Raw genomic sequence first — 17910 nt, forward strand, 5'->3', positions numbered from 1 at the left:
AAATTTCTTTACTTTTTCTCAAACCCACTGCATTATCATAATAAAATAACAAAAAATCGGAGATTCTCTCCGATTTCAGTAATACTATCTTATGGGCTTGTATCTTAAAAATCAAATGCCAGTTCTTACTCTACTCATTCTGTTTAGTTCACAGCAAAGGTGAAATTAGTCTAGCCAACCCTTCTTTGAGTTTAATCCAAAAGCCGCGTGCATTGTACTTTTCCTGAGTCAGGAGCTCAGATACTTGCGAATCTTCATAGAATGAATCTCTGACTTTTTCTGAAAATTCCTGATCATAAATAATCGTATTGACTTCAAAATCCAGTCGGAATGAACGAACATCGATGTTCGCTGATCCCACAGATACAATTCCTCCATCTATAATCATCGTTTTAGCATGTATAAAACCATTTTCATAGGTTTCAATAATTGCACCATACTCAAGCAGTTCAGCAGCAAACGAATAGGTTGCCCAGTAAACCAGCATATGATCTGGTTTATTGGGGATTTGAATTCTTACTTTCACACCAGACAGCAATGCAAGCTTAATTGCCTCATGGATAGATTCGTCAGGAATATAGTAAGGAGTCTGAATTAGAATTTCTTTCTTTGCAATGGAAATCATCTTCAAATAAGTCATTTTAATCTGTTCATGTTCAGAATCAGGTCCGCTCGTTACCACCTGAACAGCTCGTTTCCCTAAAGAAGTAATAGATGGGAAATAAGCATCATCGTAACTTACTTCCTCAGTATGCTGAGAATTCCAGTCCATCAGGAACCGGTTCTGCATACTGTACACAGCATCACCATATATCCGTAGATGATTATCCCTCCAGTACCCAAATTTATCAACAAGTCCCAGATACTCGTTTCCGACATTGAATCCTCCAGTGTATCCGATTATTCCGTCAATGACAACAATTTTCCTGTGATTCCGGTAATTAATTCTTGGATTTAAATAGGGGACAAATAATGGAAAGAAGAAAGCAACTTCCCCTCCTTCTTTCGTTAATCCTTCAAAAAACTTCATATTTACCTGAGTAGAACCCCATGCATCCAAAAGCAGACGAACTTTAACCCCTCGTTTAGCTGCAGCTATTAATTCACTTCGTATTTCCTGACCCAATTCATCTGAACGGTATATATAGTACTCCATATGAATGTGATTTTTTGCATTTTTGATATCATCAATTAGAGCGTCAAATTTCTCCCGCCCATCCGTATATAAAACAATATCATTGTTTGTGGAATACATAGAGCTTTCAAAAATGGTCAGCATATAAATCAGCTGCTTTGATTCTACCTCACCCGTAGGCGGATGAGGAAACAGTCCCCGCTTTAACGATTGCTTTTCAACTTCTATCTCTACATTCAAGCCAAGCTTAACCTGCATCTTCATATCAAATATCTTATCTTTGGAAATTCCTCTTCCTAAAAAGATATAGAGTATAAATCCAACAACTGGAACAAACAACAGAACCAGCAGCCATGCCCAAGTTTGTGCAGTCTGTTTCCTTTCCCAGAAGACAATAATCAATGACAGTAAAATATTTGCAATAAAAATAATAACAAAAAAATTATTAATGACAAAACTCATCTGTTCACCTCAACCCTAACTTTCCCATAATAGTAAGAATAGCGAACTTATTAAAATAAGTAAAGAAAAAAAGCGAGGTTGTGCTAAACACTCATGAGTGTTTAGCACAACCTCCGCCTAAATTCTTATATCTTTAAGAAACGACGCATTGAAATAATTGATCCTACTGATCCGATAATCATACCTGTTCCTACCATCAGCAGATTTAACTGCCATAAAAAGCTTTCAGGCTTAAGCATGGAATAGTTTGAACGCAGCAGCTGCAAATTCAAAATATTATATGCTTGTGTATAACCAAATGTCAGTAACAAAATTGGAACAATAGCTCCCAATAACCCAATCCACGCTCCTTCAAGAAAGAACGGCCAACGGATATATCCATTTTTAGCACCAACCAGACGCATAATTTGGATTTCTCTTTGTCTGGAAAGGATAGTAATACGTATAGTATTGGAAATTAGGAAAACTGCAACAAACAGCAACAACGCTGCAGCAGCAAGTCCCCAGGTTTGAACTGTTTTTGCCAGTTGAATAATCTTATCTGATGAAACACCGCCGTAATCGGCTTTAAAAACATTTTGAAGTTTTCCGGCATCCTCTGATATTTTCTTTGTCTGTTCAGGTTCTTTTGCACTTAGATAATACACATCATAAAGCGGGTTGCTGTCGCCTTCAAATAAATTCCAGGCGTCTCCCATTTGATCTTGTATTTTCTTCAGCTGCTGATCTTTATTTGAATAAGAAATGCTCTCAACATTTTTAATCTGTCCCAGTTCAGCTTCTAAATTCTGCATCTCCTCCGCAGTTGTTCCAATATCAACAAATACTGAAACTGTTACGTTTTGTGAAATATCTCTTGAAAGCTTTGTAGCATTAAAAATAATTGCCATGAAAATACCAACAAGTATCAGTGTAATTGTCACAGCACTGGTTGAAGCAATGGTCATCCAACCGTTTCGCTTCAAACTTTTCATACTCTCAAGCATATGAGTAAAAAATGTTCTAATCATCGTAACCGTAATCCCCTTCCGCTTGATCTCGAATGATCCGTCCATTTTCTATCGCAATAACTCTGTGACGGATGGTGTTTACGATCGTGCTGTTATGCGTTGCCATCACAACCGTTGTTCCCTGGGCATTGATTCGATCCAATAATTTCATGATTTCCCAGGAATTTTCCGGATCAAGATTTCCGGTAGGCTCATCGGCAATAAGAACTTTTGGTGTATTAACAATTGCACGGGCAATAGAAACACGCTGTTGTTCTCCTCCAGATAGTTCGCTTGGGAAAACACGTACTTTATGTTTCAAACCAACTAAATCTAACACTTCCATTACACGTTTTTTCACCTCACGCGGTTTTCTTCCAATTACCTGCATTGCGTAGGCAACATTCTCATAAACAGTCTTTTTGCTTAACAGTTTATAGTCCTGGAAAACAATTCCAATTTCTCTTCTCAGATAAGGAACCTCAGTGTTCTTGATCTTTATCAAGTCGTGTCCGGCAACTTTTAATTTGCCTTTTGTTGCTTTTTCCTCGCGGTACATCAGTTTGATAAACGTTGATTTACCAGCACCTGAAGGTCCTACAACGTAGACAAACTCACCAGGTTTTATTTCTATTGAAAGATTTCTAATAGCTGTTGTTCCATTAGAATACTTCTTCATTATATCTTTCATTTCAATCATGATGTTTTCTCTCCATCTCTGTATAAAATCATTGCTTATTATAGCATTAATTTGTTTCAATCCTCTTGCAAGACTTTACAGTTATATTTCATTTACAAACTAAAGCTAATTAATCTGCATTTTTAAATACGCATCAATAAATCCATCAAGATCTCCATCCATCACAGCTTGTACATTTCCAGTTTCATGATTCGTCCGGTGATCCTTAACCATGGAGTATGGATGAAAAACATAGGAACGAATCTGAGAGCCCCAGCCAATTTCGAGCTGCTCGCCACGCAGGCTTGCTGCTTCCTGTTCCTTTTTCTCAAGTTCCAGCTGATAAAGTTTTGCTTTCAGCATAGACATTGCCTGCTCCCTGTTCTTCAGCTGAGAGCGCTGAGCCTGGCTGGCAACTACCGTCCCGGTTGGAATATGAGTAATCCGAACTGCCGACTCTGTCTTATTGATATGCTGTCCTCCGGCCCCGCTGGCACGATACGTATCAACTTTCAAATCATCTGTATTAATATCTATTTCTACCGTATCATCCAGTTCAGGCATTACATCGACAGAACAAAATGAAGTATGTCGGCGCTTGGCTGAATCAAACGGAGAAATTCTAACCAGACGATGAACGCCTTTTTCGGATTTTAAATAGCCGTAAGCATTATACCCTTTTATTTCCAGTGTAACACTCTTGATCCCCGCTTCATCTCCTGCAAGGTAATCCAGTGTCGCAACTTGAAAGCCATGGCTTTCTGCCCAGCGTGTATACATTCTAAGGAGCATACTCCCCCAATCCTGTGATTCAGTACCGCCAGCTCCCGGATGCAGTTCAATGATTGCATTATTCTTATCATACGGTTCATTTAACAGAAGAGAAAGTTCATAAACAGCCAGCTTTTCAGTTAGCTTTTGAATTCTTTCCACCAACTCATCCTGTGTCTCCTGGTCATACTCTTCCTGCTGCAGTTCATTCATGATCTCCAATTCTTCAAGTTCCTCAGACAACTGATTAAACTGCTGAAATTTCTCTTTGTAAATATTGGTTTCATTAATCAGCTTTTGCGCTTCTTCTGTATTATCCCAAAAGCCCGGTTCTGCCATTCTATGTTCAGCCTCAGCAATGTCTTCCTCTAACTGATCTAAGTCAAAGAGACCCCCTATAGCTGTTGATTTTTTCATTCATTTCATCTAAAGAACGGCGAATTTCTGCATTTTCCATAAATTGAAACATTCCTTTCTTTTCATATACTAAATGGAATTTTGCTGTTTTTGCCCATAGAATTAATAGATACTAAAGACTACAGGAGAAAAAAAGAAATATCAACTGCTGACTTATTCATCTTTAGCAATTCTTTAATTTTTATGGATGCAGCCAGCTAAACTAAAACATTTGACTGTATGATTATTTCAGTTCTGAAAACAGATGATCTGCATCAACTTTTTTCAGCTCAATAAAACAGCGGGACAGAAGTCACTCCTATAAAATGAATCAGAATTTGATTTAACTGAGAACCATTTCCTACTAAGCAGTACTAAACAGTTTCTCTGCAAAATTGAATGCTCCGCTTTCTGCAAATAAACAGTCGCAGTCAACCTGCCATTCAGTTATCAATTTCTGTTCATTCTTTGAAGTTGAATACTTCCGTCCCGATTTCTTCACATATTACGCATTTTTACCATGACAGTTTTTGTATTTTTTTCCACTGCCGCATGGACATGGATCATTTCTTCCAACTTTTTTATCCACTTTAACAGGTTTCTTTTTAGCAGAAGTATTACTTTGTTCTTCTGCTGTTTCGCCTGGATGACTTGCTTCACCTTTAGCAACCTGTTCTCTTTGAACATTTTGGCGAATCTCTGATTTCATAAACAGACGGGTTACTTCAAACTCGATCGCTCCAACCATATCTTCAAACATTTGGTATCCTTCAGTCTGGTATTCCACTAATGGATTATTTTGTCCATATGCACGCAATCCCACTGATTGACGCAGCTGATCCATCGCATCGATATGATCCGTCCATTTTGTATCTACAACACGCAGAATAACCACTTTTTGGAATTCAAGCATTTGTTCCGGTCCATTCAGCTGTCCTGCTTTTGTTTCATAAACTTTATGGGCAGCCTCATACAAATATTCTTTGATTTGTTCAGGTGTTTTATCTTTAATATCTTCCGCAGAAACTTCATCTTCATGTAAAAGAGCAGAGCCGGCAAAATCAACAATACCTTCAATGTTCCAATTTTCTTTTTCCAGTTGGGTATGGCTGTCAACAACACGTCCGATAGTACGTTTCACCATATTCAGCAAAATTTCTGTCAGATCATTTTCTTCCATAATAACTTGCTGGCGCTGTGCATAAATAACTTCACGCTGTTCGCGCATGACATCATCATACTGCAAGACATTTTTACGAGTATCATAGTTGTTTCCTTCCACTCGTTTCTGTGCAGATTCAACCTGTTTTGTCAGCATTTTACTTTGAATAACCGCATCTTCTTCATCAATCTTCATCCGATCAAGGAATACTTTGATACGATCTGTACCAAAACGTTTCATCAAATCATCCTCTAAAGAAAGGTAGAATTGAGAAACACCCGGGTCTCCCTGCCGGCCCGAACGTCCGCGCAGCTGATTGTCGATACGTCGTGATTCATGACGTTCAGTACCAATTACAGCCAAACCGCCTAATTCAATCACACCAAGTCCCAACTTAATGTCGGTACCACGACCAGCCATGTTGGTTGCAATAGTAACAGCGCCTTTTTGACCAGCATTCATAATGATTTCCGCTTCTTTAAAGTGATTTTTTGCATTTAATACTTCATGCGGTACTTTTTCCTTATTCAGCATATCAGAAAGTAACTCAGATGTTTCTACAGCAACAGTACCAACCAAGACTGGCTGCCCATTATGATAACGTTCTTTAATATCATTAACTACCGCTATAAATTTACTTTTCAGTGTTGGATAAAGCAAATCTGCACGATCATCACGAATAATTGGTTTGTTTGTTGGAATCTGGATAACCTGCATATTATAAATTTCACGGAATTCTTCTTCTTCCGTTTTCGCAGTCCCTGTCATACCAGACAACTTTTTATACATCCGGAAATAGTTTTGGAACGTGATTGTTGCCATTGTTTTTGTTTCATCTTCGATTTCCACGCCTTCTTTGGCTTCAATCGCCTGATGCAGTCCGTCAGAGTAGCGACGACCATCCATAATACGTCCAGTAAACTGGTCAACAATCAGCACTTTGCCTTCCTGCACAACATAGTCAATGTCGCGAATCATGATATAGTTGGCGCGAAGTGCCTGCTCCAAGTGATGGGTTAAAGCTGTATTTTCAATTTCATAAAGATTTTCCAGACCAAAAGTTTCTTCGGCTTTTTCCATACCGGCTTCTGTCAGATTAATCGTTTTTGACTGAACATCAATCTTATAATCGTCTTCTTCTTTCAAGCGTTTTACCAGATTATCTGCACGAGTATACAAGCCAGTTGATTTTTCAGCTTGCCCTGAAATAATCAAAGGTGTACGTGCTTCATCGACTAAAATCGAGTCAACTTCATCCACAATCGCATAGTTCAGCGGACGTTGAACCATTTGGTTTTTATAAACTACCATGTTATCTCTGAGGTAATCAAAACCAAGCTCATTATTTGTACTGTAAGTAATATCTGCTGCATAGGCTGCACGTTTTTCTTCTGCTGATTTTGAGTTGATATTCAGTCCAACACTTAGACCAAGAAAATTATACAATTCACCCATTTCATTGGAGTCACGTGTTGCCAGATATTCATTCACGGTTACAACGTGAACACCTTCTCCTGAGAGTGCATTTAAATAAACCGGCATTGTTGCTGTCAGGGTTTTCCCTTCACCGGTTCTCATTTCAGGAATATTGCCATCATGCAGGACAATCCCTCCCATAAGCTGAACTCGGTAAGGATACAGTCCCAAGACTCTTTTTGCCCCTTCACGAACAACAGCAAAAGCTTCCGGAAGCAGCTGATCAAGAGTTTCTCCTTTTTGATAGCGTCCTTTCAATTCTTCAGTTTTTCCTGCAAAGTCTTCATCTTTTAATTGTTCCATGGTTGAAGCAAAGCTGTCAATTTTATCTGCGATAGCTTCCAGCCGCTTCAGTTCCTTTTTATCATTTTCAATCATCTGTCTCAGAAAATTTGCCATTTTTTAAGTGTTCCTTTCAATTAACTCTATTTATTTTTTTCTTCGAATTACACAGTCATTTTTACAAGAATGTACAATCATCCTTCTTATTTTATCATTACTTCTTAAGAAAGGAAATAACTTACTAAAAAGAATTCCCTAAATATTTCTATGTACTTGCAACTATATTTACAATAAAAACTGGAGAAAAGCAACTGCCTTACTCCAGTCGACTATTAATATTTCCACCTTTGGAATGATTCAAACTCAGTCTGTTTCAATCAATCCATATTTACCGTCTTTACGACGATAAACAATGCTTGTGCCATTAGTGTCAGAATCTTCAAAGATGAAGAAATTATGTCCAAGCATGTTCATTTGTAAAACAGCTTCTTCACTATCCATTGGTTTTAGTGAAAGGCGTTTTGTACGTACGATATCAAGTTCTGAATTTTCTTCTGAATTATTGTCATCTTCAGTAAAGAAGACAGCTTCCTTCATAATTTCTGTACCGGTTTCGCGTGATTTGCGATTGATTTTTGTTTTAAATTTACGGATTTGACGTTCCAGTTTATCTACAACTAAATCAATGCTCGCATATAAATCAGGAGAAGTTTCTTCAGCTCTTAAAACTAGATACGGAAGAGGGATAGTTACTTCAACTTTAGCAGTTTTTTCAGTGTAAACTTTCAAATTAACGTAAACAGTTGCTTCTGGTGAATCACTGAAATATCTTTCCAGTTTCTTAACTTTCTTCTCTACGTAATCACGGATTGCTTCTGTTACTTCAATGTTTTCTCCACGTACATTATATCTAAACATAACAATTGCCCCTTTCATCTACCACTAAAGAGAGAATTCAAAGGACCACTCTTTCCTTCTCTCTTCTTATTCTCTATTATAGCTAACTATTAACTATTTGCCAACAAAATTGCCATTCAAATTTTATGAAAATCATTTAAGTTATCGAGCTAAAGAAAAAGTTTCAAGCTTTTTTACAGGATACTTTAAGATAATTTCCGAGGCATAGAAAAGCGTTCTTCCTGTAGTATATATATCATCAACTAAAAAAACAGCTTGATTCGTCAAACAGGATTCATATTCGGGTTTCAATACAAAGGGCTGTTCACCTGACAATCGCTCCAAACGGCTTTTTTGCGCCTGTGGTTTATCTTCTCTGATTCTCAATAGATAATCTGAATAGGATACACCGGCACTTGCCAGAATACCTTCCACCTGATTAAATCCCCGAATCGCCAGTCTTTTTTGCGATAAAGGAAGCGGAATAATCAAAGAATTTTTCTTCTGCTTAAAAAAATTTGAAATTTCTTTTGAAAAAGTATGGCTCAGAGTATAGTTGCCTTTGAACTTATATTCCTCAAACCACTGTTTCATTTCACTGTCATAATGAAATAATGCAGTATGACTAAAAGGGTATGCAGGATATTTACTTTGCCACCTTTTGCAGTCTTCACAAAAATTTCCAGGGCATTCCCTGCAGCAGCCTGAACAAACTGAGCTTTTATCAATCAAATGAAATTTTTGCTGACACTGAAGGCAAAGCTCATGATCAGAAATGGGTTTAAACAGCAGAAGTTCTGTAATGGAAGGAACTTTAATAAAAGGATGCTCACAATAAACACAGTTCATCTACCAGTCCTTGCTCCTCCGCCAGCTTATTCATTTGCTGTATTTGTCGAATACTGTTCTTTACTTCTCTAGTTTGTCCATCATGGACAAACCAGACTTCACCGTTTGTGTGGATCATTTTACGATCCACCCTTCCTGCGATCTGAACCAGAGCAGATTCGGTGAATACCCGATGCTCCGCTCCCAGTACCATGACTGAAACCTGATCAAAGGTCACGCCCCTTTCAAGAATTGTCGTTGTTAAAAATAGACGGAACTCATTTTTTCTCATCCTCATTACTTTCTCTGCCCGCTCCTCATCTTTGGAATGAACGGCAGCTACCATTCCATCAGGCAGCTGCTTTTTCATCAAAGTATACAGTTTTTCCAAAACAATAATACTTGGACAAAACAGAAGTACATTGTTCTTTTTCATCAGTAGATGAAGAAGGCTGAGCATCTGCTTTGGAATCTTTCCCTGGTTAATCGCTTTGCGCCATTGAAAGCACCACTTTAGTTTGGGGACCGGAAGTTTCCGGCGGTGATATCTTGCTGGTAATATAATTGTTTCCAGTTCATTTATCTTCTGTTTTTGAAGAAGCTCTTTTGTTGGAGTAGCAGTGAGATAAATCAAGCTAGCCGTCTCTTTTAATGCATTTTGAGCACCGATATGCAGTATTTGTTCGTTCACATACGGAAATGCATCGACTTCATCAATGATAAGCAAGTCAAAAGCCTGATAAAAACGCAGCAGCTGATGTGTGGTGCAAATAACTAATTTTGTATAATTATAGGGAATTTCAGACTTTCCATGCAGCAAAGCAATTGGCTCTTCTGGAAAAACCTCCTGAATTCTAGGATAAAGCTCCAAACAAACATCCACTCTGGGAGATGCCAGTCCAACACGTTTCCCCTCTTCCAGTGCTTCATAAATCGCATGAAAGAGCATTTCCGTTTTTCCTGCTCCTGTAACTGCCCAGATCATGCCGTTTCTGTTCTTTGTGATAATGGTCCGCAAATTTTGTGAAACCTCTTGTTGACCGTCCGTCAGCTGCCCCTGCCAGATAAAGAGAACTTCTCTGGGAACAACTTGAGTCTCTGGGAGATGATAAAAAATCTCATCGCTGTCAACTCTGCCAAACTGAATACAGCTTGGGCAAAAATAGAAATTTTGAGACAGCTGAACAAAAGCTTTCAGATGCTTCATCCCACATCTGCCGCATTCAATTTTATCTCCATATTCTTTCATGGCAGGCAATTGAATCGCTGAAGAGATATCTATATCAGTATTCAGCTCCTTTTTCATTACTTTTCGTCCGATTAATTCGTTCATTTCTTTCCTCCTGTCTTAGTATTCGCAAAAAGAGAGAATTATTGTCAAAAAAAATGGAGATGCGACATTAGTATGCCTCATCTCTCTATAATCGAATAAACAGTATTCCAGTCTTTATATACCGCTGCGATCAGTTATCTCCTATTTAAGATTAAATATTTACTTGTTTATGAGATCATCGTGTTGTATACCCTTTCACTAGTATAATTATCTTAATGGGACTGGAAATTCTGATAACCGATTTTCTACTATGAAAAAATCATTGTACCTACGAGTCTCACTACACTACACTTCGTTTCGATCTCATCAATTTCTAAATGGCAAAGCCACTAAGAATTGAAGGACTTCGTTTCGATCCTCGATACAAACGCATTTATTTGGAAAAGCATTGGCAGCTTGAGACGAGAAAAGATTATCACAGCCTAGTTTTGTTTTCTAATTATTTTTTAAATCAACCACTTCGATTTCAGCAGCTTGTTAAATACAATATATTCTTTTTCCAGGTTCACCTGCGCAACCTGGTACCCTGCGTTGAGCCAGCCATAGGCTCCTTTTTCAGGATGTTTATAGTCATTAGCCCACCAGTCTGGATCATCTCTGGCAGTTTTTGGGAGACCCGAATACGGAAAAAGAAGTTCGTCAAATTGAGTAAATGTCAGTGTTACCTGTGAGCCGCCATTTTCTTTAAGGTACTGAGTAATATGATCATATTTCTTTGATCGTTCTTTGGCCACGTGATCTCCTCCCATCTGTTATTATTATCTCACAAATCGTTGAAGTTTCAACTATTGGCACCCTGAAAGCTCAATGTTTTCCATAGTTGCTTAACCTGTTGTTTTTTTCTATACTGGTAGTATTATAACTGTGTAAAGGAAGATACGATGATCGATCATTATTTTACAATTTTGCAGGATGGACAAAGTGAACAGGAAATTAAAAAATCTCGTTTTATTTGCTATATGAAGCGTGTTCACACTGAAGAAGAGGCAAAAGCGTTTATTGCCGAGATAAAAAAAGAACATTGGAAAGCAAACCATAATTGCAGTGCATTTGTTGTTGGTTCAAAAGGAGAAATACAGCGAAGCAGTGATGACGGAGAACCTAGCGGAACAGCCGGGGTGCCCATGCTGGAGGTCTTAAAAAAACGTGAGCTGATCAATGTTGCTGCAGTAGTTACACGTTATTTTGGAGGAACTAAACTAGGTACCGGAGGATTAATTCGCGCATACAGTCATGCTGTTTCTCAGGCAATTGATGAAATTGGTGTTGTTGAAGGAAAGCTGCAGCAGGAGCTCCGTCTGACGATTGCTTATTCCCAGCTGGGAAAACTCCAAAAATTTTTGGAAGGCAGTGATTGTACAACAAAGGAGACACTTTTTAGTGAAACTATTACCTTAATCTGTTTAGTGGATGAAGAAAAGACAAAGCAGTTTCTCAGCGAAGTAACAGATGTATTAAATGGACAGTTTAGTTTTATTGAGGGCGAATGCAGTTATCATGAGGTTCTCTGTAAATAAATCAAATAAGAATGTGCGGCTGTGCCGCACATTCTTATTTAGCTTCTATTTTTGATATAGCAGCTATTTGCCTTATCAAAATAATAACCGTGTGATCTCAGTGCACCACAGAAAGCCTGATTTTCAAGTTCCGGCTGAACAAATAATCCTCTTACTGTTGTTCTTCTGAAAAACAGCTTCTGTCAGCAAACCCACAATCCCTGTTCCAAATCCTTTTCCAAGTTGAGCTTCTTCACCGATTAAATAGTCAATACTGTATATTTCGTTCAGCTGTACTTCTCCATACCATTCTTCTTCAGCATCAGCACAACAATAGTATTGTCCAAATCCAATTGCCTGACCCTCCATTAAAACAATAAAGTGGTGCAGAAACTTAAATGCATCATTTCGTTTTCTGATCTCCAGCAGCCAGTCCTCTGGTTCGTGATACCAACAAGCGACATGCTTCTTTTTGAAGCCAGCTTTCCATTAAAGGTATATCCTTATCATTCAGTTCTCTTAGTTGGGCATTCATTTTTTTCGCTCCTCCAAGTGTTTTTACTTTATCTACGAACCATTCAAGCAAAAACGAAGGAGCATGAATCTGCAGCTCATGATCAGCTTAACAGGGGGCTTACAAATATAACTTTTCCCTTCTGACCTATTTATTTTTCCAGATAAAATTCAAAGCGGTTTCCGGCATATTGTGTACGTACATATTCAAATGGGCGGCCATCCTCCAGATAAGAGATCTGCCGCAGTCTTAAAATAGCATCTCCACGTTTGATTTCCAAGTACTCGGAAATCTGCTCAGATGCCAGCATAGCTGAAATGGTCTGATTGGCATGACCAATCTTATACCCGCCTTTTTCTTCCAGCATCTGATACAACGAAGTACTAATTTCAGATTTGCTGTACTTTTCTACAAGGAAATAAGGAATACTTGCTACCTCAAAACAGATAGGTATGCCATCAGCATAGCGAATTCGCTCCATCCTCAAAATGGAATCCTCTTCTGAAAGCTGTAGTTTAGCCTGCTCACTGGAGTTTGGTTTGGCAATAAAATAAGACACCGTTTTGCTTGAAGGTGTTCGATTTTGAGAAACCATAATTTGGGTAAAACTAGTTGTCCCAATCATTTTTTCCTGTACTTTTTTCCTGGCTACATATGTTCCGGAACCAATTTTTCTTTCCAATATCCCTTCATCAGCCAGCGTTTGAATTGCCTGACGGAGTGTCATTCTGCTTACATTAAAATGTACTGCCAGCTCACGTTCAGACGGCAGACGATCTCCAATTGCCCAGCGACCCTTTTCTATATCTTCTTTTAGCTTATCGTGTATCTGCAAATAGATTGGTAAAGAAGAACTCATGCGATCTCCCCCTCTTATTCTTATATTCCAAGTATAACTGGTATATACCTAATAAACAACCAGATTTTTAATATAAAGGCATTTTTATCCTTAATACGCTTATTTGGTATAACTGAATAATAAGAAAACAGAGAGTGGGACAGAAAAAAGTTCCAAACTCTCTTCGTATCTACCCCCGAATAAACGGCGGGACAAACGCTTATGAATGTTTATCCCGAACTCTGCGATGCGCACACGCTCATATTATAAATGGCTCTTCTCTTCTTTCAACATCTTGTGAGCTGTTGCCATCATCAATCGGATACGGTTCAACTGATTTACCAGTGAGACGCCTGGATCATAATCAATGGCAGCGATATTTGCTTTTGGATACTGGTATCTAAGCTCTTTGATAACTCCCTTCCCAACCACATGATTTGGCAGGCAGCCAAACGGCTGCATGCAAACAATATTGTTTACTCCTTCTTTCAGTAATTCGATCATTTCCCCTGTCAGGAACCAGCCCTCTCCTGTATGGTTACCGATTGACAGCACCTTACCTGCATCTTCAGCTAATTCATAGATTGAAGCAATCCCTTCAAATCTATGAGAATTTCTCAGAGCTTTGTCCATTGGTTTTTCTACTAATTCAATCATCTTAATCGCAAATTCTGCAATCATTTTACTCCTTTTCGACATTCCCAGATTCTCATATTTAAAAATCTGATTATAGAGTGAATAATTCATAAACCCAACGATATCTGGTACAACAGCCTCTGCACCTTCTGCTTCTAAAAGTCGGACGATATCGTTATTTGCAGTTGGAGAATACTTAACCAGTATTTCTCCAACAACTCCTACTTTAGGCTTTTCGATATCCAGCAAAGGAACAGTGTCAAAATCCTGAATAATTTTCTTCATATTTCGATTAAACTGAGTCAGTGAACCATTTCGAACATTTTTCTCGATTTTCTTCAACCATTCCTCATGCATGCGGTCAATCATACCCGGCTCAACCTCATAAGGACGTGTTCGGTAAACCACACGTTCAAATAAATCACCGTACAGGAAAGAAACAGCCACTCGTTTTAGCATAGGTAAAGTAAATTTAAAGCCTGGATTTGATTCAACACCTTTATTCCCCATTGAAATAGATACCACAGGAACCTGTGAAAAGCCTGCATCATTCAATGCTTTTCTCAGCAACGGAATATAATTGGTAGCCCGGCACCCGCCGCCGGTCTGCGTCATCATCACACTGACATTGTTAATATCATAGTCTCCACTCTGCAGAGCCTCTACTAGCTGACCAATTGAAATAATTGCAGGATAACAAGAATCATTGTTAACATATTTCAGTCCAACATTAATTGCTTCATTATCTTCAGAGGGAAGACAGACCACATTATATCCAGAAGCTTTCAACGCCACATCCACAAGTCCATTTTGATGAATAGGACTAAGCATCGGCAAAAGCAGTGTATGATTCTTCTTCATTTGCTTCGTAAAGATGATTTTCTCCTGACTTTCTTCACGTTGTTGAGGTTCAAACCCACGTTTGTCTCTTTCTCCTACAGCAGCTTTCAATGAGCGCAGCCGAATTCGAATAGCTCCCAGATTTGATCCTTCATCAATTTTAAGCACTGTATAAATTTTGCCATGCTGCTCCATAATTTCTTCCACCTGATCGGTCGTCACAGCGTCCAGTCCACAGCCGAAGGAATTCAACTGAACCAGCTCAAGATTTTTAGATTTTGCAACAACCTTGGCTGCAGCATATAGTCTGGAATGGTAAACCCATTGATTGACCACTCTTAAATTTCCAATATCACCCAAATGAGAAATGCTGTCCTCTGTTAACACATGGAAGCCTTCCTGGGTAATCACATCAGCAATACCATGATTGATTTCAGGATCTAGATGATACGGTCTTCCTGACAGTACAATCCCTTTCTGCCCTTTTTGATTTAACATTAACAGTGTTTCCTCGCCTTTATTACGGACATCTTCTTTAAACTGCTCCAATTCTTTATACCCGTGATGAAGAGCTGCTGTAATTTCTTCCTTTGTAATGTCCAGATCTTCAAATGCTGCTGCCAGCACCTCTGCCACTGAGGCTTCGTTTGCCAAATTTATATAAGGATTCCGATAATCCACTTTTCCATCACGAATATCATCCACATTATTTCTGATAACATCCGGATAACTTTGTACAATGGGACAATTAAAATGATTATCCGCTTTCAGGTCTTCCTGACGTTCAAAAATCACTCCTGGATAAAAAATCATTCGAATTCCTTTATCGATCATCGCCTGAATGTGCCCGTGAGTTATTTTAGCCGGATAGCAAGCCGTATCACTTGGGATGCTTTCCATTCCCTGTTCATATAATTCCTTGCTGGATCGTGGAGACAACTCCACTCTAAATCCTAAATCATTAAAGAAAGTAAACCACAAAGGATAATTTTCATACATATTCAACACACGTGGAATACCGACAGTTCCTCTGACAGCATCTTTTTCTTTCAGAGGACGATACTTGAACAGTCTGCGATATTTATAATCGATTAAATTTACTTTTCGGTCTTCACGTTTTACTTTAATCCTTGCTCCTCGTTCACAGCGATTACCTGTGATAAACTTGCGGCCATCTGAGAAAATAGTCACAGTCATCATACAATTGTTTTCACAGAGACCACAATTCGTAAATTCTTTATCTGCAGTAAAAGTTTCCATTTCTTCTTGTGATAGCAGAGTTGTTTCATCCCCGAGTTCATAGTTCTCCAGTGCAATTAATGCGGCACCGTATGCCCCCATCAATCCAGATATGGAAGGACGTATAACTTCACGACCGCTGATCATTTCAAAAGCCCTTAAAACAGCTTCATTGTAAAAGGTTCCTCCCTGACAAACAATCTTTTTCCCAAGTTCTTCAGGTCTTCTCACTTTAATTACTTTGTAAATGGCATTTTTGATAACAGAATAGGAGAGCCCTGCTGAAATATCTCCAATAGAGGCACCTTCTTTTTGCACCTGCTTCACTTTGGAATTCATAAAGACAGTACAGCGAGAACCTAAATCAACAGGCCCTTTTGACTCCAATGCTGCCAAAGCAAAATCTTTCACATTGTAATTCAGTGATTTCGCAAAAGTTTCGATAAATGAACCGCATCCGGAAGAACAAGCTTCATTCAGTTGAATAGAAGACAGAACACCTTCTTTTATCGTCATCGCTTTCATATCCTGACCGCCAATATCTAAAATAAAGTCAACACCGGGTTGAAAATGCTCTGCCGCTTTGTAGTGAGCCATTGTCTCTACTTCGCCAATATCTACTTTCAGGGCATTTTTTATCAGATGTTCACCGTACCCTGTAACTGCAGCCTTGCCAATAAACGCTCCTTCCGGCAGTTGAGCATAAAGATCCTTCAAAACAGTCATTGTTGTTTCCAACGGCTGTCCCTGATTATTGCCATAATAAGAAAAAAGTAAATTACCTTCCTCGTCAATTAAGGTAACTTTAGTTGTTGTGGAGCCGGCATCCAACCCCAGAAAAGCTGCCCCTTTGTGCTTGGACAGCACTTTTTCCACCGTATTCGACTGACTGTGACGTTTCCTGAATTTTCTCAGATCCTCTTCATCTTTAAACAACGGCTCCAAAGTATCTGTAGGCTTCAGCTGATCTTTATCACCGCCTGTCAGTCTTTCAATCAGCCGATTCAGCTGCGTCGGTTCAACTTCCTGTGAATAAATCGCTGCTCCCATTGCAACAAATAACTGTGGATGTTCAGGAAAAATTACATCTTCCGGCTTAATATCCAATGTTTCAATAAATCTTCTACGCAGTTCAGACATAAAGAACAAAGGTCCACCAAGAAAAGCAATCTTCCCTTTTATTTTTCGACCTGCTGCTAAACCGGCGATCGTCTGATTCACAACTGCCTGAAAAATACTTGCAGCGATATCTTCTTTTGCAGCCCCTTCATTGATTAGCGGCTGAACATCTGTCTTGGCAAAAACACCACATCGGGAAGCAATCGGATAAATAGTCTGATAATCCTTAGCCAGTTCATTGACACCGTTGGCATCCGTTTTCAGCAATACTGCCATTTGATCAATAAAGGCTCCCGTTCCGCCTGCACAGCTTCCATTCATGCGCTGCTCCAAAGCACCCTCAAAAAAGGTAATTTTAGCATCTTCCCCACCAAGCTCTATCGCTACATCCGTTTCAGGTATAATTTCTTCAACCGTCTTTGTGCAAGCAATTACTTCCTGTACAAAAGGAATTTCCAGCACATCTGCCAAACCCATCCCGCCTGATCCTGTAATCATCATGCTTATTGGCTGTTCTCCGCCTAAAATTTCCCGAGCGTCGCTTAATACACGTTCCGTTGCAGCTTTTACATCTGAATAATGCCGTTCATATTTCGCAAATTTTGTTTGATTTTCACCATCAATAATAACTAATTTAACAGTGGTTGATCCCACATCGATTCCTGCTCTTAATTTTATCATGCAACCACTCCTTCCAAGAGAAAAAAATCACAATAAGCAACAGTTTGTTGATTAACTTACGTGTTGTCTGATATAATACTTATGTCTATTTTAGAAATGATTGCTTTTTTTTGCAATAAGCAAAATGTTGGTTTTTG

Annotated in this window: 14 protein-coding genes; 1 reads left to right on the forward strand and 13 read right to left on the reverse strand. The window is 38.8% G+C overall.

Going from position 1 to position 17910, the window contains the following annotated elements; genetic code table 11:
- Positions 1-148: 148 nt before the first annotated feature.
- The 9 genes from cls to LI951_RS06505 all read right to left on the reverse strand — a co-directional run bounded on the left by cls (position 149) and on the right by LI951_RS06505 (position 11144).
- A complete protein-coding gene (cls, locus tag LI951_RS06465) occupies positions 149-1597 on the reverse strand; it encodes a cardiolipin synthase (RefSeq protein ID WP_202067142.1) in 1449 nt (482 codons plus the stop codon).
- Between the two features lie 125 nt (positions 1598-1722).
- Positions 1723-2607 carry a permease-like cell division protein FtsX gene (ftsX, locus tag LI951_RS06470; RefSeq protein WP_202067143.1) on the reverse strand — a complete coding sequence of 295 codons (885 nt, stop codon included), beginning with the start codon at positions 2605-2607 and terminating at the stop codon, positions 1723-1725.
- Positions 2600-3286 carry a cell division ATP-binding protein FtsE gene (ftsE, locus tag LI951_RS06475; RefSeq protein WP_202067144.1) on the reverse strand — a complete coding sequence of 229 codons (687 nt, stop codon included), beginning with the start codon at positions 3284-3286 and terminating at the stop codon, positions 2600-2602. Before ftsE ends, ftsX begins: the two co-directional genes overlap by 8 nt.
- A 105-nt stretch (positions 3287-3391) precedes the next feature.
- Positions 3392-4493 (reverse strand): peptide chain release factor 2 gene (prfB, locus tag LI951_RS06480; RefSeq protein WP_202067145.1). Its coding sequence is split into 2 segments (ribosomal slippage): positions 3392-4420 and positions 4422-4493, totalling 1101 coding nucleotides; the frame shifts between segments, so codons are not numbered across the junction.
- 444 nt (positions 4494-4937) lie between these two features.
- Positions 4938-7469, reverse strand: coding sequence for a preprotein translocase subunit SecA (gene secA / locus LI951_RS06485; RefSeq protein ID WP_229441634.1), 2532 nt, complete (start codon positions 7467-7469; stop codon positions 4938-4940).
- 246 nt (positions 7470-7715) lie between these two features.
- Positions 7716-8270, reverse strand: coding sequence for a ribosome hibernation-promoting factor, HPF/YfiA family (gene hpf, locus LI951_RS06490; RefSeq protein ID WP_202067147.1), 555 nt, complete (start codon positions 8268-8270; stop codon positions 7716-7718).
- A 141-nt stretch (positions 8271-8411) separates the two neighbouring features.
- Entirely contained in the window at positions 8412-8843 is a 432-nt protein-coding gene (locus LI951_RS06495; RefSeq protein WP_229441635.1) for a ComF family protein, read from the reverse strand.
- 235 nt (positions 8844-9078) lie between these two features.
- Complete coding sequence (locus LI951_RS06500) at positions 9079-10410, reverse strand: DEAD/DEAH box helicase (RefSeq protein ID WP_229441636.1); 1332 nt, start codon at positions 10408-10410, stop codon at positions 9079-9081.
- 446 nt (positions 10411-10856) lie between these two features.
- Positions 10857-11144: a DUF7662 domain-containing protein gene (locus tag LI951_RS06505; protein ID WP_229441637.1), complete on the reverse strand. Its 288-nt coding sequence runs from the start codon at positions 11142-11144 to the stop codon at positions 10857-10859.
- Between the two features lie 147 nt (positions 11145-11291).
- Between LI951_RS06505 and LI951_RS06510 the strand changes: the two genes are divergently transcribed.
- Complete coding sequence (locus LI951_RS06510) at positions 11292-11927, forward strand: YigZ family protein (protein WP_229441638.1); 636 nt, start codon at positions 11292-11294, stop codon at positions 11925-11927.
- A gap of 123 nt (positions 11928-12050) precedes the next feature.
- Here LI951_RS06510 and LI951_RS06515 read toward each other — a convergent pair whose 3' ends face one another.
- From LI951_RS06515 to LI951_RS06525, 4 genes are all read right to left on the reverse strand, one after another.
- On the reverse strand, positions 12051-12335 hold the full coding sequence (locus LI951_RS06515) for a GNAT family N-acetyltransferase (RefSeq protein WP_324254780.1): 285 nt from the start codon (positions 12333-12335) through the stop codon (positions 12051-12053).
- Positions 12310-12441 (reverse strand): hypothetical protein, encoded by a 132-nt coding sequence (locus tag LI951_RS15090; RefSeq protein WP_267491494.1) that lies wholly within the window; start codon positions 12439-12441, stop codon positions 12310-12312. The genes LI951_RS06515 and LI951_RS15090 overlap by 26 nt, the downstream gene beginning before the upstream one ends.
- A 130-nt stretch (positions 12442-12571) precedes the next feature.
- Positions 12572-13279 carry a GntR family transcriptional regulator gene (locus LI951_RS06520; protein WP_202067153.1) on the reverse strand — a complete coding sequence of 236 codons (708 nt, stop codon included), beginning with the start codon at positions 13277-13279 and terminating at the stop codon, positions 12572-12574.
- A 243-nt stretch (positions 13280-13522) separates the two neighbouring features.
- A complete protein-coding gene (locus LI951_RS06525; protein WP_202067206.1) occupies positions 13523-17770 on the reverse strand; it encodes an acyl-CoA dehydratase activase-related protein in 4248 nt (1415 codons plus the stop codon).
- Positions 17771-17910 lie beyond the last annotated feature (140 nt).

The organism is Enterococcus sp. BWT-B8, assembly GCF_020567625.1.
Classification (GTDB): Bacteria; Bacillota; Bacilli; order Lactobacillales; family Enterococcaceae; genus Enterococcus_L.